The sequence below is a fragment of the Amycolatopsis sp. CA-126428 genome, from assembly GCF_002904335.1.
Lineage (GTDB): Bacteria > Actinomycetota > Actinomycetes > Mycobacteriales > Pseudonocardiaceae > Amycolatopsis.
Genome location: NZ_PPHF01000071.1, coordinates 1 through 20,694 on the forward strand (window position 1 = coordinate 1; position 20,694 = coordinate 20,694).

Below are 20,694 nucleotides of genomic sequence, written 5' to 3' on the forward strand. Positions count from 1 at the left end.
TCGCGATCCGCGAGAGCTTGGTTCGTGTCCCGGTGGCCACCCGGTTTCCCTGGCGACTTGGAGAACTTTACATGCCCCGAAAGGGCCCGAAACAGGGGGGTCCCTTAACAAGATCAGCGCAGGTCAGGCCCCATGACGGAGCCCGCCCGAGGCTCAGTCTGCCCCGAACCGGCCGGGAGCGCCACCGAAAGACATTGCTCCGACTACATTGCACCGTATTGCTCCGGGCCAAAGCTCCGCTTAGCGTCGGCCGCATGAGACTCGCGCACGACGACCTCGGCCCGAAGAACGGACGACCGGTCCTCCTCGTCCACGGCCACCCCTTCGACCGCTCGATGTGGCGGCCCCAGGCCGAGCACCTGGCGCGCAGCGGCTACCGCGTCGTGACCCCCGACCTGCGCGGCTACGGACGGTCGAAGACCCCAGACACGAAGACCGGCCTCGACGTCTTCGCGAGCGACCTCGTCGACCTGGCCGACCACCTGGAGCTGGACCGGTTCGTCCTCGGCGGCCTCTCCATGGGCGGCCAGATCGTCATGCAGCTGGTCGTAGCCCACCCCGGCCGGGCAAGTGCCCTCGTCCTGGCCGACACCTTCGCGGGCCTCGACACCCCCGAGGCCAAGCAGGCCCGCTACGACACCGCCGACCGGATCACCGCGGAAGGCATGGAGCGCTACGCCGAGGAGCTCCTGCCCAAGATGATCTCGAAGCAGACCCGCGCGACCAGGCCGGACGTCGAAAGACACGTCCGCACCATGATGCGCAGTGCCCCACAGGAGGGAGCCGCGGCCGCGCTCAGGGGACGTGCCGAGCGCCCCGACTACACGCCGGGGCTGAGCGACATCGACGTCCCCACCCTGGTCGTCGTCGGCAGCGAGGACGAGTTCACCCCCGTGGCCGACGCCGAGCTCATCCACCGGCAGACGAAGGCTTCCACCCTGGTGGTGATCGAGGGCGCCGGCCACCTGCCTAACCTGGAGCGCGAGACCGAATTCGACGAGGCACTCAGCACCTTCCTGAACGACAGCGGAGTTCACCCATGACCCAGCAGACCGTGTTCGTGACCGGCGCGAGCGCCGGCTTCGGTGCCGCCATCGCGCGCCGGTTCGCCGCCGAGGGCGCCCGCGTGATCGCCGTCGCCCGCAGCGCCGGCAAGCTCGAGGAGCTGGCCGGCGAGCTCGGCGACGCCGTCCTCCCGGTCACCCTCGACGTCAGCGACCCGGAAGAAGTCAAGAACACCATCGAGACACTCCCCGGCGACTGGAAAGCCGTCGACGTCCTGGTCAACAACGCCGGCCTGGCCAAGGGCCTCGAGCCCGCGCACAAGGCCGACCTCCAGGACTGGGACGAGATGATCGCGACCAACGTCCGCGGCCTCACGCACGTCACGCGCGCGCTGCTCCCGGGCATGGTCGAGCGCGGCCGCGGGCACGTGATCAACATCGGCTCGATCGCCGGCACCTACCCCTACCCCGGCGGCAACGTCTACGGCGCGACCAAGGCGTTCGTCCACCAGTTCAGCCTCAACCTGCGCAGCGACCTGCACGGCACCGGCGTGCGCGTCACCAACATCGAGCCCGGCATGGTCGGCGGCACGGACTTCTCGAAGGTCCGCTTCGACGGCGACCAGGCCAAGGCCGACAAGGTGTACGAAGGCACCACCCCGCTGACCGCCGACGACGTCGCCGAGTCCGTCCACTGGGCCGCGAGCCGGCCGGAGCACGTGAACATCAACGTCATCGAGCTGATGCCGGTCGTGCAAAGTTTTTCCCCGTTGCAGATCTTCCGCGACAACTCTTGACCACCCGCGCCGGGACCGGCAGCATCGGGTCACCGCCGTCGTTCGAAAGCACGCCCGAACTTCGGAGGTACCCATGGCATCCCTGTCCCGGCGCACGGTCCTGGCCGGCCTCGCCGCCCTTCCCCTCACCGGCGCCGCCACCGCGGCCCCGGCCGGCGTCATCCGGGACGGCGACCCGGCGCGCGGCACGTCGGTCTTCGACGGACTGGAGAAGGAACCCGGCAGCATCACCGTGGTCAACGACGCGACCTACGGCAAGTGCTTCCGGTACGAGACCTGGGACAACCCGGACGGCACCAAGGAACGCTGCGAAAGCCGTGGCCTGCGGCTGCCGGACGGAAGCGTCTACCGGCCCGGCAGCGGCACGCTCGGCGAGGTGCAGTACCTCGGCTGGCGGGCGAACTGGAACGTGAACCCCAACGCGGGCAAGTGGATCGCCGTCTACCAGTTCCACATCTCCGGGGAGAGCGGCTCGCAGGCCCAGTCCGGGCCGTTCGTGCTGCGCACGCTCGGCGACGGCAAGCTGTACTTCCAGCTGACCGGGCCGAGCGGCGCGAACAAGCACATCTGGTCGGCCCCCTTCCCGGTGAACACCTGGAACTCCTTCGCCATCGGCTACAAGATGTCCAGGGGTACCGACGGCTGGTGCGAGTTCTCCTACAACGGCAAGCAGCAGACGTTCTCGAACGGCCAGACCCGCTACCCGGGCCCGACGCTGTGGGGCGACCACGTCAACCACAAGTGGGGCGTCTACCGCTCCGGCGGCAACAGCGGCCACGCGACGGCCCTGCTGAACCACGCCAAGCTCGGGCGCACCTACGCGGACGTCGTCGCCTGACCCAGCCCGAAGAGGTCGCACAACGCCTGCTGACCGGGTTCCAGCTCGGTCAGCAGGCGCTTCGCCCGCGGCCGCCCGCCGGTCGACGGGTACCGCAGCACCAGCTCGCCGATGCCCGCGAGCTGGTCGAGCAGCTCCCGCACCGACAGGTTCATCCCCGCCCGGTCGGCCTCGCGCCGCATCAGGTGGGTGACGGTCGCGGCGAGCACCGACACCAGGCCGTGCGCCGCGATCCGCTGCCGCGTCCACTCCCAGCGCGGGGTCGGGCCGGTGACGGCGGGCCCGGTCAGCCAGCGGAACGTCGATTCGAGGTGGGTGCGGGCCCGGTAGGCGGTGACCACGTCCCCGATGGGCCAGTCCCGGTCGGTGACCAGCACCTGCTTGCCGAAGAACTCGTCGTCCAGCCGGGCCAGCGCGGCGGTGTCGATCCGGCGCTCCACCCGGATCTCGCCGGGCCGGTTCCCGCTCAGGACGGCGGTGAGCACGCGCTCGATGCGGCGGCCGCGGGTCACCCGGCCGATCTCGGCGTGGAGCTGGGCCCGGTCGCCGCGGTGGGTACCCGCCGCCAGGGCCTCCGCGAGCCCGTCGAGCTCGCGGGTCGCGGTGGCCAGCTCGTCGGCGAACGCGCGGGACTGCGCCGCGTGCAGCGTCGCCGAGTGCGTCAGGATCACCCGCCGCCGGACGCCGTCCACGACCGCGTGCGTGTCGAGCGCGGTGAGCCCGGCGAACCGCTCGGGATCGACGCGCTTGCGTGCCGACGCGGGCTGGGTCAGCAGCTCCGGGTGGTCGGTCAGCGGCAGTGACCCGACGAAGCCGCTGCGCGAGCCCAGGTCCAGCTGAGCCGCCTGCCCCGCGTGGAAGACCAGCGTGGCCGGGCCCAGCCCCGCCATGACCGAGGCGAACGTCGGTGCCGTGCCGTCGTCGCGCCGGTACAGCCGCGACGCCAGGGGGATCGCGCCGTCGCGGGTCACCCGCAGGCCCGCGCCGGCCAGTACGCCTTGGCACGCCGAGGGCAGCGTGCAGTCGGCCGGGGCGAAGGCGGCGAACTGCGGGACGTCGACGGCGAGCGCCGCGTGGTCCTCGAGCACCGCCAGCACGGCGGCGGCGACGGTTTCCTCGATACCCGCGATGCGTTCGGGGGTGAGCCGTTCCAGCGCCCGCCACAGGCCATCCACTGTGGACAGCCGGGGCCGGACGAGGTCCGCGGCCGCGCTCGCCTCCCACCACGAGCCGATCGGCGTCTCCGGAGCGGTCGCGCGGTGCAGCACCGCGACGGCGAGCGTCAGCCCCAGCGACGGCTTCGCGCGCACGACGTCGTCGACGCGGGCGACGAAGTCCAGCCGGGACAGCGTCGCCCACACCGCGGCGACGTCACCGTACGTCCGGTACGACGCCGAGGCGGGTTCGCCGCCCGGGACGGCGCGCGCGATCTCGTCGGCCGTGCCGAGGTAACGCTGGGTCACCACCCGCGGCTTACCGTCCACGCGGGCGGACTCCGCGAGGTAGTAGTAGGTCCGTCCGCCGATCTTCTTGCCGACCACCGATGCCACCCTTTAGGTAATACACGCCCGGGCGCTGATCGACAACCACGCGAACCCGCTGACCTGCGACGACGATCACCCGCACCCCGGAGCCACCAGAGGTGCGGAACACACCCTGGCTGGTCCCGCGAGGACGGTCCTAGCGTGGGTGGAATGGGACCCGAACCCGACGCCACCGCCCCGACCGCCTCCGCGATGCGCCGCGCGCTCGCCCGGGCGCGTGACGGGAAGACACTCGACGTAGCCGAAGCGAGCGTCCTGCTGCACGCTCGCGGTGACGACCTCACCCAGCTGTCCGAGTACGCCTCGCGCATCCGCGACGCGGGTCTGGCCGAGGCCGGGCGCGCCGGCGTCATCACCTACAGCAAGAAGGTGTTCATCCCGCTGACCCGGCTCTGCCGCGACCGCTGCGGCTACTGCACGTTCGTCACCGTGCCCGGCCGGCTCGAATCGCCGTTCCTGTCCCCCGACGAGGTCCTCGACATCGCCCGCAAGGGTGCCGAGATGGGCTGCAAGGAAGCCCTCTTCACGCTCGGCGACCGGCCCGAGGACCGCTGGACGGCCGCCCGGGAGTGGCTGGACGCGCACGGCTACGACGACACGCTGTCCTACGTCCGCGCGATGGCGATCCGGGTGCTGGAGGAGACCGGCCTGCTGCCGCACCTCAACCCCGGCGTGCTGACCTGGCAGGACTTCCAGCGGCTCAAGCCGGTCGCGCCGTCGATGGGCATGATGCTCGAGACCACCGCGACCCGGCTGTGGAGCGAGAAGGGCGGCCCGCACTACGGCTCGCCCGACAAGGACCCCGCGGTCCGGCTCCGGGTGCTCGAGGACGCCGGGCGCAGCAGCGTCCCGTTCACCACCGGGGTGCTGATCGGCATCGGCGAGACGTTCGAAGAGCGCGCCGACGCGCTGTTCGAGATCCGCAAGGTCGCCAAGACCTACGGCGGCATCCAGGAAGTCATCGTGCAGAACTTCCGGGCCAAGCCGGACACGAAGATGCGCGCGACGCCGGACGCCGACCTCGAAGAGCTCGCCGCGAACATCGCCGTCGCGCGGCTCGTGCTCGGCCCCAAGATGCGCATCCAGGCGCCGCCGAACCTGATCGGCAACCAGTACGACCTGATGATCCGCGCCGGCATCGACGACTGGGGCGGCGTCTCGCCGCTGACCCCCGACCACGTCAACCCGGAACGCGCCTGGCCGCAGATCGACGAGCTCGCCCGCCGCACCGAGAAGGCCGGCTTCGAGCTCAAGGAACGGCTCACCATCTACCCGGAGTACGTCAAGGCCGGCGAGCCGTGGCTGGACCCGCGCATCACGCGGCACGTCGCCGCGCTCGTCGACTACGACACCGGGATGGCCCGCGAAGACGCGCTGCCGGTCGGCATCCCGTGGCAGGAGCCGGACGGCGGCTGGCAGGAGTCCGGCCGCACCGACCTGCACACCGAGATCGACACCAGCGGCCGCACCGAGGACCGCCGCAGCGACTTCGACTCCGTGTACGGGGACTGGAAGGAGATCGGCGACCGGATCAAGACCGGACCGCAGAAGTTCGACTCGACCGTCCTGGAAGCCTTGCGCAGCGCGGAAAAGGACCCCGCCGGGCTCTCCGACGACGCCGCGCTGGCCCTCCTGTCCGCCGAGGGCAAGGAGCTGGACGCGTTCACGAAGCTCGCCGACGACCTGCGGCGCGAGACGGTCGGCGACGACGTCACCTTCGTCGTCACGCGGAACATCAACTTCACCAACGTCTGCTACACGGGTTGCCGCTTCTGCGCCTTCGCGCAGCGTCGCACCGACGCCGACGCGTACACGCTCTCGCTGGAGCAGGTCGGCGACCGCGTCGACGAGGCGTGGGCCGCGGGCGCGACCGAGATCTGCATGCAGGGCGGCATCCACCCGGACCTGCCGGGCACCGCGTACTTCGACCTCGCGGCCGAGGTCAAGCGCCGTCAGCCGGAGATCCACCTGCACTCCTACAGCCCGATGGAGGTCGTGAACGGCGCTTCGCGGACCAACCTGTCGCTGAAGGACTGGCTGATCAAGGCCAAGGAAGCCGGCGTCGACTCGCTGCCGGGCACGGCCGCGGAGATCCTCGACGACGACGTCCGCTGGGTGCTCACCAAGGGCAAGCTGCCGACGTCGGAGTGGATCAAGGTCGTCACGACCGCGCACGAGGTCGGCCTGCCGACGACGTCCACGATGATGTACGGCCACGTCGACACGCCGGCGCACTGGGTCGCGCACCTCAAGCTGCTCGCGCGGCTGCAGCGGGAAGGCCTGGAGAAGCACGGGCGACGCGGCTTCAGCGAATTCGTGCTGCTGCCGTTCATCCACCAGAGCTCACCGATCTACCTGGCCGGCCTGGCCCGCCCGGGCGCGACGCAGAACGAGAACCGGGCGGTGCACGCCCTGTCCCGGCTGCTGCTGCACGGCATGATCGACAACATCCAGAGCTCCTGGGTGAAGCTCGGCACCGAAGGCAGCCGGGCGGTGCTGCAGGGCGGCGTCAACGACATCGGCGGCACGCTGATGGAGGAGACGATCAGCCGGATGGCGGGCGCGTCGCACGGGTCGTACAAGACGATCAGCGACATGCGCGCGATGGTCGAGCCGCTGGACCGGCCGCTGGTCCAGCGCACCACGGGCTACGGACGGCCGTCGGCCGAACGGCTCGCCGCGGCGGAGGCTTCGGACGGTGTTGCCACGCAGGTGCGCAAGCCGCTGCTGCCGCTGCTCACGCCGTAAGACCAGTAGCGGGCGCCCGGCTCCGGGGCGCCCGCTACTCTTTCCGGTCCATGGGGGTTTCTCGCTCAGCACCACCACTTCTCCTCGTCGCGCTTCTCGCGGGGTGCGGCACGCCGCCGCCGCCCGCGCCGGTGCCCACGACGACACCGAGCCCGACGTACGGGCCACCGCCGTCGAGCGGGCTGTCCCTTTCGGTCGGTCAGGTCGAAGCCGGGCTCGGGCACCGCGCCAGCGTGCTGACCCTGACCAACCGGGACTCCGCGCCGCGCAAGGTCACCGGCTACCCGGACCTGAAGATCCTGGCGGGCGACGGCGCGCCGCTCGACGTCCAGGTCCGGCACGAGACTTCCTACTTCGCGCCCGATCCGGGACCGCAGGACCTGACTCTCCAGCCGGGTGAGAAGGCGCTGTCGGTGCTCGCCTGGTCGGCGACCGTCACCAGCGGCGACCAGCACACCGGCGCCGCGATCTCGGTGGTTCCCGTTCCGGGCGAACCCGCGCAGAAGCAGCCGCTGGAGACCGACCTCGGCACCACCGACACCGTCAAGCTCAGCGCGTGGGCCAGCCGGATCGGCACCTGACGACCGTGTGTCACCGCTCACAAACCGACGGTTGACCAGCGGCCTTCTGTGCTACCTCTGTTCCTTCACCGCCGGAAGGGACCTCGACGATGAGCACCTCCGTAGCGCCACTGGAAATGGTCGACACCGACCGCTACCCGCTCACCGATCCGGACCGCCCCGCGTGGCGGGAGACGGTCGGCCGCACCCGCGCCGAGCTGGCCGAAGCCGGCTGCAGCGTGCTCGCCGACTTCATCCGCCCGGAGCTGCACGACCTGTTGCGCGAAGAGTGCGCGGCGCTCGAACCGCACGCCTACACGAAGATCGAAAAGGTCAACGCCTACAACACCGCGATCGACGAGCCGCTGCCCGAAGACCACCCCGGCCGGACGATCATGGAACGCGGCAACGCCTTCGTCGCGCGCGACCGCATCCCGGCGTCGTCGATCATCAGCCGGCTCTACACCAGCCCGCTGTTCCGGCGGTTCGTCGCGGACTGCTTCGGGCTGCCGGAGCTGCACGAGCTCGCCGACCCGCTGTCCGGGCTGACGCTCAACGTGATCGCGCCCGGCCGCGCGCACCCGTGGCACTTCGACACGAACACCCACACCGTCAGCATGCTGACGCAGGCGGCGGACGACGGCGGGACCTTCGAGTACTGCCCCGGCATCCGGTCCGCCGCGGACGAGAACTTCCCCGCCGTGCGCTCGGTGCTGGCCGTCGACACCCGGCCGGTCCGGCGGCTCGCTCTCCGACCGGGCGATCTCCAGCTCTTCAAGGGCCGCTTCGCGTTGCACCGGGTCAGTACGGTGAAGGGCGGGATCGCGCGGCATTCCGCGATCTTCGCCTACAGCGAGCGCCCGGGGGTGATCGGCAGCGCGGAGCGGACCCGGCAGCTGTTCGGCCGCGTGCTGCCCGCCCACCTCGCCGGACGCGCTGTCCGGGGCGACGAACTGCTCGACTAGCCGCGACTGGATCAGGAGCCTGGCCCGTGCCTTTCGACTCGACCGGCAAGATCTCGTTCGACCACATCTACACCGCACCCGACCCGCGCCCGTTCTTCGGCACGCTGCGCCGCGTCGACTACGGCATCCCCCAGCTGGCGAAACCGTACTTCGCGAAGTTGATCGCCGCGCACGCCGCCGAGCGCCCCACCGTGCTCGACATCGGCTGCTCGTACGGCGTCAACGCGGCCCTGCAGCGCTGCGACGCGACGATGGACGACCTCTACGCCCACTACACCGACCCGGCCGTGCGCGCGCTGGACCACGCGGCGCTGGTCGAGGCCGACCGGCAGCGCGTCCACCCCGGCGGCCCGCGGTTCTACGGACTCGACAACTCGGCCCCGGCCCTCGAGTACGCGCTTTCCGCCGGCTTCCTCGACGAAGTGATCCACGCGGACCTCGAGCGCGACGACCCCGACAGCACCCAGCAGAAGCTCTTGGACGACGTCGACCTCGTCATCTCCACCGGCTGCGTCGGGTACGTCACCGAGAAGACCCTCGCCCGGGTCGCGCGCGTCGCCCGGCCGTGGATGGCCCACTTCGTGCTGCGGATGTTCTCCTACGAGCCGATCGCCGAAAGCCTCGCCGAACTGGGGTACGAGACGGCGAGCGTCGAAGGTGTCTTCCGGCAGCGGCAGTTCGCCTCCGCCGAAGAGCAGGCGCAGATCCTCGACACGCTGAGCGCGGCCGGGGTCGACCCCACCGGGCTGGAGTCCGACGGGTGGCTCTACGCGCGGCTGTATGTTTCCCGTCCTGCGGGCTTGCCCGAACTCGAACTCCCCGACGCAGAACTTTCCGACTAAGAAGGATGACCGTGAGCAGTCCGGAATGGTCCACCCGCACCTTCGGCAACGAGGACCGGCTCCCCCGCGTCCCCGTCCCCACCCTGGAAGACAGCGGCCGCCGCTTCCTCGAGTGGTGTGCTCCGCTGCTGACGCCGGAGGAGCTGGCGGAGACCGAAGCGGCGGTCGCGGAGTTCCTGGCGGGTCCCGGGCCGGCGCTGCAGGCCCGGCTCGAGGAGTACGACCGCTCGCCCGGGGTGCGCAGCTGGCTCGACACGTTCTGGCCGTACCGCTACCTCGGCCGCCGCGACCGGATCGCGCTCAACGCCAACTTCTTCTTCCTGTTCCAGGATTCCCCGCTCGGCCAGGTGGAGCGCGCGGCCGAGCTGACCGCCTCCGCGGTGGACTACAAGCTGAAGCTCGACGGCCAGCTGGTGCCGCCGGTGCTCCTGCGCGGCACGCCGCAGTCGATGGTGCAGCACCAGTACCTGTTCTCGGCGACGCGGATCCCGGGCGAGCTGCTCGACACCTCGCGCACGCGGTTCCCGTCGCCCGAGCGGCACATCGTCGTGTTCGTGAAGGGCACGCCGTTCCGGATGGACGTCCTCACCGAAGACGGCCGCCCCTACTCGCCGGCGCAGCTGGCCGACGGCCTGCGCGCGATCCTCAAGGACGACCACGTCGCCGACGTCCCGGCCGGGCCCCTCACGACCAAGGCACGCGCGGAATGGGCCGCTTCGCGGGCCGCGCTGCTCGAAGCGGGCAACGCCGGCGCGCTGGAAACCATCGAAACCGCGTTGTTCTGCGTGTGCCTGGACGACTTCACGCCGGCGGACGCGCTCGAAGCGGGCGACCGGCTGCTCTACGGCGACAACCGCTGGTACGACAAGGCCGTGTCGCTGATCGTGTTCGAAGACGGCACCGCGGGGATCAACGTCGAGCACTGCGAACTCGACGGCACGACGATCCTCGGCTTCACCGACGCGCTGCTGAGCGGTTCGCGCGAGGAGCGCGAACCGGCGGACGGCGTCCCCGGCTACGAAGTCGTCGAGTTCGCGCTGACCGACGCCCTGCGCGAAGACGCCCGCGCCGCCCGGGAAGCCTTCAAGGCCTACGCGGACGCGACGGCGACGACGACCGTGTCGTTCGACTTCGGGGCGAACCGGGCGAAGGAGCTGGGGATGTCCCCGGACGCCTTCGCGCAGATGGCGTACCAGCTGGCCCACCGCCGTGCGAAGGGCCTGACCGGCGCGACCTACGAGTCGATCGCGACCCGGCAGTTCCAGAACGGCCGGACCGAGGCCATGCGGGTCGTCACGCCCGAGGTCGTGCGCTTCGCCGACGTCTTGACCTCCGACGCCCCCGCGGAAGACAAGCGCGAAGCGTTCCGGGCCGCGGCGGCGAAGCACGTGGCGCGCGCGAAGGAGTGCCAGGCCGGGGACGCGCCGGAGCAGCACCTGTGGGAGCTGCAGCTGATCGGCAAACGCGGTGGCGACACCGGAACCCCGGCCCTCTACACCTCGCCGGGCTGGCTGAAGATGCGCGACGACTACCTGAGCACCAGCTCGGCGCCGTCGGTCCACATCCAGTACTTCGGCTTCGGCTCGACCAGCCCGCAGTGCATCGGCATCGCGTACGTGCTGCTTCCGGACCGCTGGAACATCTACCTGAGCACGCCGAAGCACGTCTCGGCGGAGATGGACCGCTTCGCCGGCGAACTCACGAAGGCGGTCGCCGAGTTGCAGGAGCTACTGGCCGAGTAGGCGGCGCAGCCAGGTCAGCCGGGCGGCGACGGCCGCCCGGCTGAGCGCCGCTTCGGGCACCATGGCGTCGAAGCCGTGGAAGCCGCCCGGCCAGACGTGCAGCTCGGCGTCGCCGCCCGCCTGCCAGATCCGGCTCGCGTAGGCGACGACCTCGTCGCGGAACGTCTCGGCCGTGCCGACGTCCAGGAACGCCGGCGGCAGACCGGAAAGGTCCTCGGCGCGGGCCGGTGCGGCGTAGGCCGGGACGGCACGGCGATCACCCAGGTACGCCGTCCAGCCGACGTGGTTCGCCGTCCGGTCCCACAGGCCGCGGCCGTCGAGGTCGACGGCCGACGCCGAGTCGTTGCGGTCGTCGAGCATCGGGCAGATCAGCAGCTGCCCGATCGGGAGCGGGCCGCCGCGGTCGCGGGCCAGCAGGGTCGTCGCGGCGGCCAGGCCGCCGCCCGCGCTGATGCCGCCGATGACCGGGGTGCCCAGGTTCTCGGCCGTCCACAGTAGACCGGCGTAGCAGTCCTCGACGGCCGCCGGGTACGGGTGTTCCGGCGCCAGCCGGTACCCGGGCGAGACGATGGCGAGGCCGAGCTCCCCGGCCCAGCCCAGCAGGCTGGGGACGTCCGGTCCGAGGTGGCTGCCGACGATCAGCCCGCCGCCGTGCACGTGGTAGAGGACGCCGGCCGGGGCCCGGTCCGCCGGCGTGACGACCAGCAGCGGCACGGCACCGGCGCGCTCCTCGCGGAAGGCGAATCCGGGGTGCGCGGCCGCCAGCTCCGCGACGGTCCGGAAGTCGGCCGCGACGAGTTCGCGCCGTGCGGGGATGTCGTCGAGCGTCACCAGTGGGGTCCGGCCGGCGCGCAGTTCGTCGACGGTCGCGGCCAGCTCCGGGTCGAACGGCGGCGGTTTCACGCCGTGGGGTCCGAGACGACGAGGACGAGCGAGCCCTCGAATACCGGCTGCTCGCGGAGCTTGCCGTAGCGGCGTTCCCACGTGCCGTCGTCGAGGTCGTGCCGCAGTTCGGCGGCGAAGCGGTGGTGCACGCGATCGTCGACGAAGCTCCACGCCGAGCACGACAGCCGCGCGCCCGGGTCGAGGAGGCGTTCGGGGCGGGCGTAGTAGGCCTCGTTGAAGCCGTCGGTGCAGTCGATCGGGATGGGCACGCCGACCACCGAGGTGTGCCCGCCGAGGCCGTCGGCGATGTCGTCCACCGACGGGTAGCGCCCGGCCTCGGTTTCGATCACTTCGGGCGCGTAGTCGAGCAGCCAGAAGCGGCGCAGCAGCTCCGGGTCGCAGGTGAGGATGGCGATCGGGCCGCGCGTGACGCGGCGCATCTCCTTGAGGCCGGTCCACAGGTCGTTCCACTGGTGCACGCTGAACGTGCTCATCGCGCCCTCGAACGCCCGGTCCGGGAACGGGAGCTTCTCGGCGACGGCGTCGACCGCCGGCGGCAGGCCCGCCGGACGCTGCGCCCGCATCGAGGCCGACGGCTCGACCGCGGTCACTTCGCGGTCTTCGGGTTCGTACGCGCCGGCGCCCGCGCCGACGTTCAGCACGGTCCGCGCGTCACCCAGTGCGTCGACGATGTACTGGCCGATCCGGGGATCCGGCTTGCGGTAGTCGGTGTAGACCCCGCCGATGGCGCCGTAGTCGGCGTCCCCGGCGCTGCCGTCCGCACGTCGCTGGCTCATGTCCAGAAACTAGCAGCGGAACGCGGCTGCCCGGTCGTTGCTCCGCGGGGTGTAAGCGAGCGTCGGACATCCGGCGCAGCCGTCAATTTCTGTCGCAAACTTGCGTAAGTTCGTCCGACTATTGCGGTTTCTTGTCCGGGATTCGTATGATCCCGGTCACAGAGGTCCCCACCTGCTGCGGAAAGGCCAGTGCCGCCCATGACTCCCAGCTCTGTGTTCAGTGCGCCCAAGTTCAGGTTCGGCGCCCTCGCCGCGGCCGTGATCGCGGCCGCCGGGCTCACCATCGCCGCCGTTCCGGCGGGCACCGCCGCGCTCGCCGCCGGCCGCGGCGCGACGGTTCCCTTCCTGGAGCAGGAAGCGGAAACCGCCGCGACGAACGGCCAGGTCATCGGCCCGAACCGCGCCGCGGGCACCCTCGCCGGCGAGGCTTCCGGCCGGAAGGCGGTGACGCTCTCCGGCCAGGGCCAGTACGTCGAGTTCACCCTCACCGCACCGGCGAACTCGATCGACTTCCGGTACAGCGTCCCGGACTCCGCGAGCGGGACGATCTCGCTCTACGCCGGCGGTGCCCACAACCGGGACATCCCGCTGACGTCGAAGTGGGCCTGGTACTACGGCTCGTACCCGTTCACCAACAACCCGGGTGACGGGCACGCCCACCACTTCTACGACGAGACCCGCGCGCTGCTCGGCACGTCGTACCCGGCCGGGACGAAGATCAGGCTGCAGATCGATGCGGGCGACGTCACGCCGGTGACGGTCGACCTCGCCGACTTCGAGCAGGTCGGCGCGGCCGCGGCCCGGCCGGCGAACTCGGTGTCCGTCACCGATTACGGCGCCACCGCGGGCGACACGAGCGACGACGCCGGCGCGTTCGACTCGGCCGTCGCGGCGGCCCGCGGCCAGGGCAAGGAAGTCTGGATCCCGTCCGGCACCTTCACCCTCGGCCACCACATCACGGTCGACCAGGTGACCATCCGCGGCGCCGGGCCCTGGTACTCGGTGCTGACCGGGCCGCGCGCCGGGATCTTCGGGAAGGGCGAACCGGAAAGCTGCGGGACGCCGACGTACCCCGGCAACCCGGCCGTCCCCGGGGTCAGCAGCGCGGTGAAGCTCTACGACTTCGCGATCATCGGGCAGGTCGACGCCCGCGTCGACTGCGACCAGTCGAACGCCATCGGCGGGGCCTTGGGCGGTGGCTCGGTCGTGCAGAACCTGTGGCTGCAGCACACGAAGGTCGGGCTGTGGCTCGACGGGCCGTTCGACGGGCTCACCGTGACCGGCAACCGGATCCTCGACCAGACCGCCGACGGGCTGAACCTGCACCAGGGCATCAGCAACGTCACCGTGACGGGCAACTTCCTGCGCAACACCGGCGACGACGGCCTGGCGATGTGGTCCGAGCACCAAGCCGACCACCACAACACGTTCTCCTTCAACACCGTGCTGCTGCCGATCCTCGCCAACAACATCGCGATCTACGGCGGGCACGACAACACCGTGTCCGACAACGTCGTCGCCGACAACCAGGACCAGGGCGGCGGCCTGCACATCGCGAACCGGTTCAGCGCGGTGCCGCTCTCGGGCACCACGACCGTCGCGCGCAACACCGCGATCCGCACCGGCGTGCTCGACTCGAACTGGCAGTTCGGCGTCGGCGCGCTGTGGTTCGACGGCCGCGACTCGGCGATCACCGGCCGCGTCGACGTCAGCGACCTCGACCTGCTGGACAACAACTACGAGGCCATCCAGTTCATCGACAGCGCCACCACGGACGTGCACTTCACGAACGTCCGGATCAGCGGTGCCGGGACGTTCGCCTGGCAGATCCAGGCCAAGCCGACCGGTTCGGTGAAGAACGTCGTCGCGACCGGCATCGGCCGGGCGGGCGTCTACAACTGCATGGGGCCGGACGCGATGGCCGGCCTCGCCGACCAGGGCGGCAACTCGGGCTGGACGACGACGTACTGCGGCTCGTGGCCGGCCCCGGTCTACGGCTCGGACAACGGCGGCACGACGACTCCGCCCACCACCACACCGCCGACCACCACACCGACCCAGCCCGGCGGGAACCTGGCGCTGCACAAGGCGGTCAGCGCGTCCGGGTCGCAAGGGGGTTTCCCGCCGGGCAACGCCGTCGACGGCGACGCGAACTCCTACTGGGAGAGCACGAACAACGCGTTCCCGCAGTCGCTGACCGTCGACTTCGGCAGCACGGTCACCGTCTCCCGGCTGGTGCTGAAGCTGCCGCCGTCCTCGGCGTGGGGCACCCGCACGCAGACGATCTCGGTCGACGGGATCAAGGCCGCGGCGAGCTACACCTTCAACCCCGCGTCCGGGAACACCGCGACGGTGACCTTCCCGGCGACCTCGCAGCGCACCCTGCGCCTGACTTTCACCGGCAACACCGGCTGGCCCGCCGGGCAGCTGTCCGAACTCGAAGCCTATTCCTCCTGACCAGGAAGGTGATGACGATGTCCCGCATCCCGGCTTTACTCGCCGTCGCGCTGGCCGCGTCCGGTCTGACGGTGCTTTCGGGCGCCGCCCCCGCCGCGGCGGCGACCTGTCCGGCGACCGCGTCCGGCGGCGCGAGCGTGCCGTTCCGGACCGTCGAGGCCGAGTGTTCGGCGACCAACGGCTCGGCCGTCGGCCCCGACTACACGCAAGCCTCGCTCGCCTCGGAAGCCTCCGGACGGCAGGCCGTCCGGATCACCACCGGCCAGTACGTCGAGTTCACGCTGCCCGCCGCGGCCAACTCGATCAACGTCCACTACAGCGTCCCGGACGGCTCGTCGGGCCGTCTCACGGTGTCGGTCAACGGGACCAAGCTGGCCCTGCCGGTCACTTCGCGTTATTCCTATGTGGACACCAGCTGGATCCCCGGCGCCAAGACGCACCACTTCTTCGACGACGCCCGGCTGCTGCTGGGCCAGAACCTGGCCGCCGGGGCGAAGGTGCGGGTGCAGGCCGACTCCGGCGACGTCGGCCAGGCGACCATCGACCTCGCCGACTTCGAGCAGGTCGGCGGCGCGGGCACGAAACCGGCGAACGCCCTGTCGGTCACCGACTACGGTGCCACCGCGAACGACGCCTCGGACGACTCCCAGGCGTTCCGCAACGGCCTGGCCGCGGCCCGTTCGCAAGGCCGGGAACTGTGGGTGCCGTCCGGGCGCTTCGAAATCTCCTCGGCGCTGCAGATCGACCAGACGACCGTCCGGGGCGCGGGCCAGTGGTACACCGTGCTGCACGGCAACAACATCTTCAACAACGGCAGCGCGTCCGGGAACATCAAGCTGTACGACTTCGCCGTCTTCGGTGACGTGACCGAACGCAACGACGGCAGCCCGGACAACGCGTTCCACGGCGTCCTCGGCACCGGCTCGGTCGTGTCGGGTCTGTGGATCCAGGACACGAAGTGCGGGCTGTGGCTGATGAACGGCGCGTCCTCGAACCTCACCATCGAGAACAACCGCATCCTCGACACCCAGGCCGACGGCGTGAACTTCGACGGCGCCGTCACGAACTCGGCGCTGCGCAACAACTACCTGCGCAACAACGGCGACGACGGGCTCGCGCTGTGGTCCAACGGCCAGGCGGACTCCGGCAACACCATCGCGAACAACACCGTCGTGCAGCCCAACCTGGCCAACGGCATCGCGCTGTACGGCGGCTCCAACAACACGGTGAGCGGCAACCTCGTCCAGGACACCAACGCCCTCGGCGGCGGCTACCTGGTCGCGAACCGGTTCAACTCGGTGCCGCTTTCGGGCACGGTGACGTTGTCGAACAACACCGCGCTGCGGGCCGGGGCGCTCGACCCGAACTGGCAGTTCGGCGTCGGTGCGCTGTGGTTCGACGCCCGCGACCAGGCCATCACCGGCGTGACCGTCCGCGTCACCGGGTTCACCGCGATCCAGAGCCCGTACGAGGCCATCCAGTTCATCGACGGCAACGGCGCGGGCAAGCCGATCCAGGGCATCACCATCGACGGCGTCTCCGTGCAGGGCGTCGGCACGTTCGTGGCACAGTCGCAGACTCAGGGGTCGGTGTCGATCAGCAACCTGACCGCGTCCGGCGTCGGCGTCACCGGGACGTACAACTGCCCCTACCCGACGTCGATCCCGCGGATGACCTTCACCGGCTCCGGCAACAACGGCTGGACCGGCACCTGGGGCGACTGCTCGACCTGGCCCGCGCCGAACTCGGGGCCCCAGCAGCCGCCGCAGTCCGGCACCAACCTCGCCCGGGGGAAGGCGATCAGCTCGTCGTCCCAGCAGGGCGGGTTCCCGCCGTCGAACGCCAACGACGGGGACGCCAACTCGTACTGGGAGAGCGCGAACAACGCGTTCCCGCAGACGCTGACGGTGGACCTGGACGCGGCGGCGTCGATCAACAAGGTGACGCTTCGCCTGCCGCCGTCGTCGGCGTGGGGTGCGCGCACCCAGACGGTGACGATCTCCGGCAGCACCGACGGCGGTTCGTACACGACGCTGGTGGGTTCGCGCGGCTACACGTTCGACCCGGCGTCCGGCAACACGGCGTCGGTGTCCTTCGCGACGACGTCCCAGCGGTTCGTGCGGCTGACGTTCACCGGCAACACGGGCTGGCCCGCCGGCCAGGCGTCGGAATTCGAGGTGGCCGCGGCCTAGTTTTGCTGGGCACAGTGTGACGAACCCGCACGGCGGCTCGACGGTTCCGCACGGGAACCGCCGGGCCGCCGTGCCCTGCACTAGTCTCGCCGGACCGATCACCCCGGGGAGGACCAGTGCCGCGTCTGCTGCTCGTCGAGGACGACGAACCGCTGGCCGAAGCGCTTTCGCTGGCCTTGCGCGCGCTGGGCCACGAGGTCGTCCACGCCCCCACCGGCGAGCACGCGCTGACTTCGCTGGGCGACGCCGAGTTCGTCCTCCTCGACGTCATGCTGCCCGGCATCGACGGCTTCGAGGTCTGCCGCCGCATCCGCGCCCGCAGCCGGCTGCCGATCGTGCTGCTGACCGCGCGCGGCGACCCGATCGACGTCGTCGCCGGGCTCGAGTGCGGCGCCGACGACTACGTGGTCAAGCCGGCCGAGCCGCGCGTGCTCGACGCGCGGATCAAGGCGATCGGCCGCCGCGCGCAGCCGGCCGTGCCGGAAGCCGGCCTGCTGCGGGTGGGCGAGCTGGCGATCGACGCCGCCGCGATGAGCGTCACCCGCGGCGGCGAGGAACTGGCGCTGACCGCCACCGAGATCCGGCTGCTCGTCGAGTTCGCCGAGCACCCGAACCAGGTGCTCAGCCGCCAGGTGCTGCTCAAGCGCGTCTGGGACTACGGCTACGTCGGCGACTCGCGGATCGTCGACGCGGCGGTCGCGCGGCTGCGGGCGAAGGTCGAGGACGACCCGGCGAACCCGGTGCTGCTGCGGACGGTCCGCGGCCTCGGCTACCGCCTGGTGACGAGGTGAGGCTTCCCGCGATCAGCCTGCGGACGCGGATCGTCGCGGCGATCGTCGGGGTGACCACGACGGCGACGGCGGTGATGGCCTTCTTCGCCTACCAGGTGCAGGCCGAGGGCGCGGTGCAGGCGTTCACCATCTCCGCCCACTCCCGCATGATCAGCGACAACATCGACCTGCAGAAGAAGCTCGATGTGGCCCGGCCGGAGGAACGGGTCCACCTCATCCTCGACGACCTCAGGTCGCTGCCCGTCGGCTGGCTGCTCGTGACCGCACCACCCGGCAAGCCGTTCGTCACGGTCGCCCGCGCCCCCCTGGAACTCGACGGGCACCGGGTCGAGTACCTCGGCCCGCTCCGGATGGTCGCCACGGAAACCCCGGAGGAGCTGCTGAGGCCGGTCGAAGCCGAAGTGCTGCCCCGCCCGTTCGGCGGGATCGACCAGAAAACCGCGGTCACCACGAACCCGGAGACCGGCCGCTCGGTGCTGGTGGTGAGCCGCAACCTCGGCAACACCGGCTACCTGCTGGTCGAGTTCTTCGATCTCGGCGTGCTCGAAACCGATCTCGGCGCGCTGCGCCGGAACCTGGCGCTCATCGCGCTCGGGGTGAGTGTGTTCGGGGTCGGCGTCGCGTTCCTGATCGGACGCCGGATCCGCCGTCCCATCAAGGCTTTGTCCACGGCCGCCGACGAGCTGGGTGCGGGCGAACTCGGCACCCGCGTTCCGGTCAAGGGCCGGGACGAGGTGGCCGCGCTCGCCGCGTCGTTCAACACGATGGCCGCGCGGCTCGGCGAATCCATCGAAGAGCTGCACGCGAAAGACCGGCAGCAGCGGCGGTTCGTCGCCGACGTCGCCCACGACCTGCGGACCCCGCTCGCCTCGATGCTCGCCACCGTCGACACCCTCGACCACGGCGAGCCCGCCACCCGCGGCCGCGCCGCCGAGATCCTCGGCACCCAGGCGCGGCGGCTGGCGAAACTCGTCGAAGACCTCCTGGAAATCGCCCGCTTCGACGCCGGGAAGGCCGACCTGCGGGTGGCGCCCGTCGACCTGGCCGACCTGGTCGTGGACGCCGCCGACGTCACCGGCGTCGAGGCCGCCGTGACGGCGAGCGGGGACGTCACGGTCGTCGCCGATCCGCGGCGGGTGCACACCGTGGTGGCGAACCTGCTGAGCAACGCCGTCCGGCACGGGGCCGCGCCGGTCACGGTCACCCTCGACGGGACCGGTGACGACGTCATCGTGCGCGTCGCCGACGCCGGCCCGGGCGTGCCGGAAGACCTGCTGCCGCTGCTGTTCGACCGGTTCACCCGCGGCGACCACGCGCGTCAGGCGACCGAGGGCAGCGGGCTCGGGCTGGCGATCGCCCGGGAGAACGTGCTGGCGCACGGCGGATCGCTCACGGTGCACAACGACGGCGGCGCCGTGTTCACCGTGCGGTTGCCCCGGGGTGTCGAGAACGCCTGATCGGTGGTCAGCTCGCGGGGGTGCTGCGCGTCGAAGTACGGCAGCGGCAGGTAGGCGAGCAGCGCCGCGGCGGCGAGCAGCGGGAGCGGGCGAAGGGACCGGGCCGGGCTCAGCCACAGCACCACGGCGAAGTTGACGACCAGCAGGAATCCCCAGCGCGCCCAATCCCAGCCTGCGAAGGCGAGCAACGCCGGAGCCGCGACCGCCGCGACGGCGAGCGCGTCGAGGCGTTGCAGCAGGGCGCCGAGCACGACCACAGCGAAGATCGGGGCCAAGAGCAGCAGGACTTCGGTGATCGAGTACAGCTGCCAGCTTTCGCTCTGGGTGCGTTCGAACAGCGCCAGCGCGTCGGCTCGCGGGGTGAAATCCGCGGTGGCCATCGCGCTCTGGAGCCGCGCGACCGAGCCCGCGCTCGACGCCGGGAGTGCGAGCACGGCGACCTCCGCCACGACCAGCGGCCCGAGCAGCATCGCCGTGATCCGCACCGAAGACTGCCGCAGCAGCACGACCGCGAAGACCGGGAGGACGGTGAGCGCCGCGATCTCGTGGGTGAACACCGCGGCCGTCATCAGCCCGGAGGCCACCGCGGGCCGGCGCGGCAGCTGCCCCAGCGCGGCGAACAGCAGCAGGTACAGGACCTGGTCGAAGTAGCCCACTTCGTGGAAGAGGAAGCCGCCGGACGGCAGCAGCAGCCAGCCGACGACCAGGAGCTTCCGGCCGGGGTGCCGGGCGCGGGCGAACGCGACGGTCACCACCACCAGCACCGCGGTCAGGACGGCGAGCGCGGCGGCGGCGAAGACCCAGTACGCGTATCCGGTCGCGAGGGCGAGCGGGTGGAGCAGGGTGCCGACGAGGAACCGGCGGTGGAAGCCGTCGGTCAGCGCGACGGCTTCGAGCGTCACGGCCCAGTCACCCGGCAGGCGGAAACCGCGGTAGGCGGCGAGGAGCAGGGCGAGCGCAAAAAGCGTGTTGAGGCCGCGGGTGGTGGTGGTGGTGCGGGCGAGGGTGGTGGTGGTGCGGGCTTGGGTGGTGGTGGTGCGGGCTTGGGTGGTGGTGGTGCGGGCTTGGGTGGTGG

15 protein-coding genes are annotated in these 20,694 nt (G+C 71.1%); 12 read left to right on the forward strand and 3 right to left on the reverse strand.

Going from position 1 to position 20,694, the window contains the following annotated elements; translation table 11 throughout:
- The first annotated feature begins 254 nt into the window (after positions 1–254).
- From C2L58_RS18230 to C2L58_RS18240, 3 genes are all read left to right on the forward strand, one after another.
- Positions 255–1,043: an alpha/beta fold hydrolase gene (locus C2L58_RS18230; RefSeq protein ID WP_103338792.1), complete on the forward strand. Its 789-nt coding sequence runs from the start codon at positions 255–257 to the stop codon at positions 1,041–1,043.
- Positions 1,040–1,801 carry an SDR family oxidoreductase gene (locus tag C2L58_RS18235; protein ID WP_103338793.1) on the forward strand — a complete coding sequence of 254 codons (762 nt, stop codon included), beginning with the start codon at positions 1,040–1,042 and terminating at the stop codon, positions 1,799–1,801. The genes C2L58_RS18230 and C2L58_RS18235 overlap by 4 nt, the downstream gene beginning before the upstream one ends.
- A 73-nt stretch (positions 1,802–1,874) precedes the next feature.
- Complete coding sequence (locus C2L58_RS18240) at positions 1,875–2,639, forward strand: heparin lyase I family protein (RefSeq protein WP_103338794.1); 765 nt, start codon at positions 1,875–1,877, stop codon at positions 2,637–2,639.
- Here C2L58_RS18240 and C2L58_RS18245 read toward each other — a convergent pair.
- Positions 2,618–4,180 (reverse strand): IS1634 family transposase, encoded by a 1,563-nt coding sequence (locus tag C2L58_RS18245; protein WP_103338805.1) that lies wholly within the window; start codon positions 4,178–4,180, stop codon positions 2,618–2,620. The genes C2L58_RS18240 and C2L58_RS18245 overlap by 22 nt on opposite strands.
- 153 nt (positions 4,181–4,333) lie before the next feature.
- On the opposite strand from C2L58_RS18245, the gene C2L58_RS18250 reads away from it, so the two are divergent.
- From C2L58_RS18250 to C2L58_RS18270, 5 genes are all read left to right on the forward strand, one after another.
- Positions 4,334–6,931 (forward strand): bifunctional FO biosynthesis protein CofGH, encoded by a 2,598-nt coding sequence (locus C2L58_RS18250; RefSeq protein ID WP_199191322.1) that lies wholly within the window; start codon positions 4,334–4,336, stop codon positions 6,929–6,931.
- A gap of 50 nt (positions 6,932–6,981) precedes the next feature.
- Positions 6,982–7,512, forward strand: a complete 531-nt coding sequence (locus C2L58_RS18255; protein ID WP_233225786.1) for a DUF4232 domain-containing protein — start codon at positions 6,982–6,984, stop codon at positions 7,510–7,512.
- Positions 7,513–7,601: 89 nt separating this feature from the next.
- Positions 7,602–8,456 carry a HalD/BesD family halogenase gene (locus tag C2L58_RS18260; protein WP_103338797.1) on the forward strand — a complete coding sequence of 285 codons (855 nt, stop codon included), beginning with the start codon at positions 7,602–7,604 and terminating at the stop codon, positions 8,454–8,456.
- Positions 8,457–8,482: 26 nt separating this feature from the next.
- A complete protein-coding gene (locus C2L58_RS18265) occupies positions 8,483–9,298 on the forward strand; it encodes a class I SAM-dependent methyltransferase (protein WP_103338798.1) in 816 nt (271 codons plus the stop codon).
- 5 nt (positions 9,299–9,303) lie between these two features.
- On the forward strand, positions 9,304–11,040 hold the full coding sequence (locus tag C2L58_RS18270; RefSeq protein WP_199191323.1) for a choline/carnitine O-acyltransferase: 1,737 nt from the start codon (positions 9,304–9,306) through the stop codon (positions 11,038–11,040).
- Here the strand turns inward: C2L58_RS18270 and C2L58_RS18275 are convergent.
- Positions 11,026–11,943, reverse strand: a complete 918-nt coding sequence (locus C2L58_RS18275; RefSeq protein ID WP_103338799.1) for an alpha/beta hydrolase — start codon at positions 11,941–11,943, stop codon at positions 11,026–11,028. The genes C2L58_RS18270 and C2L58_RS18275 overlap by 15 nt on opposite strands.
- Complete coding sequence (locus tag C2L58_RS18280; RefSeq protein ID WP_103338800.1) at positions 11,940–12,722, reverse strand: class I SAM-dependent methyltransferase; 783 nt, start codon at positions 12,720–12,722, stop codon at positions 11,940–11,942. The genes C2L58_RS18275 and C2L58_RS18280 overlap by 4 nt, the downstream gene beginning before the upstream one ends.
- Positions 12,723–12,920: 198 nt before the next feature.
- Here C2L58_RS18280 and C2L58_RS18285 point away from each other — a divergent pair, with 198 nt between their 5' ends.
- From C2L58_RS18285 to C2L58_RS18300, 4 genes are all read left to right on the forward strand, one after another.
- Complete coding sequence (locus tag C2L58_RS18285) at positions 12,921–15,179, forward strand: discoidin domain-containing protein (RefSeq protein WP_103338801.1); 2,259 nt, start codon at positions 12,921–12,923, stop codon at positions 15,177–15,179.
- Between the two features lie 11 nt (positions 15,180–15,190).
- Positions 15,191–17,371 carry a discoidin domain-containing protein gene (locus C2L58_RS18290; protein WP_103338802.1) on the forward strand — a complete coding sequence of 727 codons (2,181 nt, stop codon included), beginning with the start codon at positions 15,191–15,193 and terminating at the stop codon, positions 17,369–17,371.
- Between the two features lie 116 nt (positions 17,372–17,487).
- Positions 17,488–18,162 (forward strand): response regulator transcription factor, encoded by a 675-nt coding sequence (locus C2L58_RS18295; RefSeq protein ID WP_103338803.1) that lies wholly within the window; start codon positions 17,488–17,490, stop codon positions 18,160–18,162.
- On the forward strand, positions 18,159–19,619 hold the full coding sequence (locus C2L58_RS18300; RefSeq protein ID WP_103338804.1) for a sensor histidine kinase: 1,461 nt from the start codon (positions 18,159–18,161) through the stop codon (positions 19,617–19,619). Before C2L58_RS18295 ends, C2L58_RS18300 begins: the two co-directional genes overlap by 4 nt.
- Positions 19,620–20,694 lie beyond the last annotated feature (1,075 nt).

What these genes read in the sequence shown, in the direction of transcription:
- C2L58_RS18285 (WP_103338801.1), top strand. Translation starts at nt 12,921, where the DNA reads ATGACTCCCAGCTCTGTGTTCAGTGCGCCCAAGTTCAGGTTCGGCGCC.
- C2L58_RS18240 (WP_103338794.1), top strand. Translation starts at nt 1,875, where the DNA reads ATGGCATCCCTGTCCCGGCGCACGGTCCTGGCCGGCCTCGCCGCCCTT.
- C2L58_RS18255 (WP_233225786.1), top strand. Translation starts at nt 6,982, where the DNA reads ATGGGGGTTTCTCGCTCAGCACCACCACTTCTCCTCGTCGCGCTTCTC.
- C2L58_RS18270 (WP_199191323.1), top strand. Translation starts at nt 9,304, where the DNA reads ATGACCGTGAGCAGTCCGGAATGGTCCACCCGCACCTTCGGCAACGAG.
- C2L58_RS18260 (WP_103338797.1), top strand. Translation starts at nt 7,602, where the DNA reads ATGAGCACCTCCGTAGCGCCACTGGAAATGGTCGACACCGACCGCTAC.
- C2L58_RS18235 (WP_103338793.1), top strand. Translation starts at nt 1,040, where the DNA reads ATGACCCAGCAGACCGTGTTCGTGACCGGCGCGAGCGCCGGCTTCGGT.
- C2L58_RS18250 (WP_199191322.1), top strand. Translation starts at nt 4,334, where the DNA reads ATGGGACCCGAACCCGACGCCACCGCCCCGACCGCCTCCGCGATGCGC.
- C2L58_RS18290 (WP_103338802.1), top strand. Translation starts at nt 15,191, where the DNA reads ATGACGATGTCCCGCATCCCGGCTTTACTCGCCGTCGCGCTGGCCGCG.
- C2L58_RS18230 (WP_103338792.1), top strand. Translation starts at nt 255, where the DNA reads ATGAGACTCGCGCACGACGACCTCGGCCCGAAGAACGGACGACCGGTC.
- C2L58_RS18280 (WP_103338800.1), bottom strand. Translation starts at nt 12,722, where the DNA reads ATGAGCCAGCGACGTGCGGACGGCAGCGCCGGGGACGCCGACTACGGC.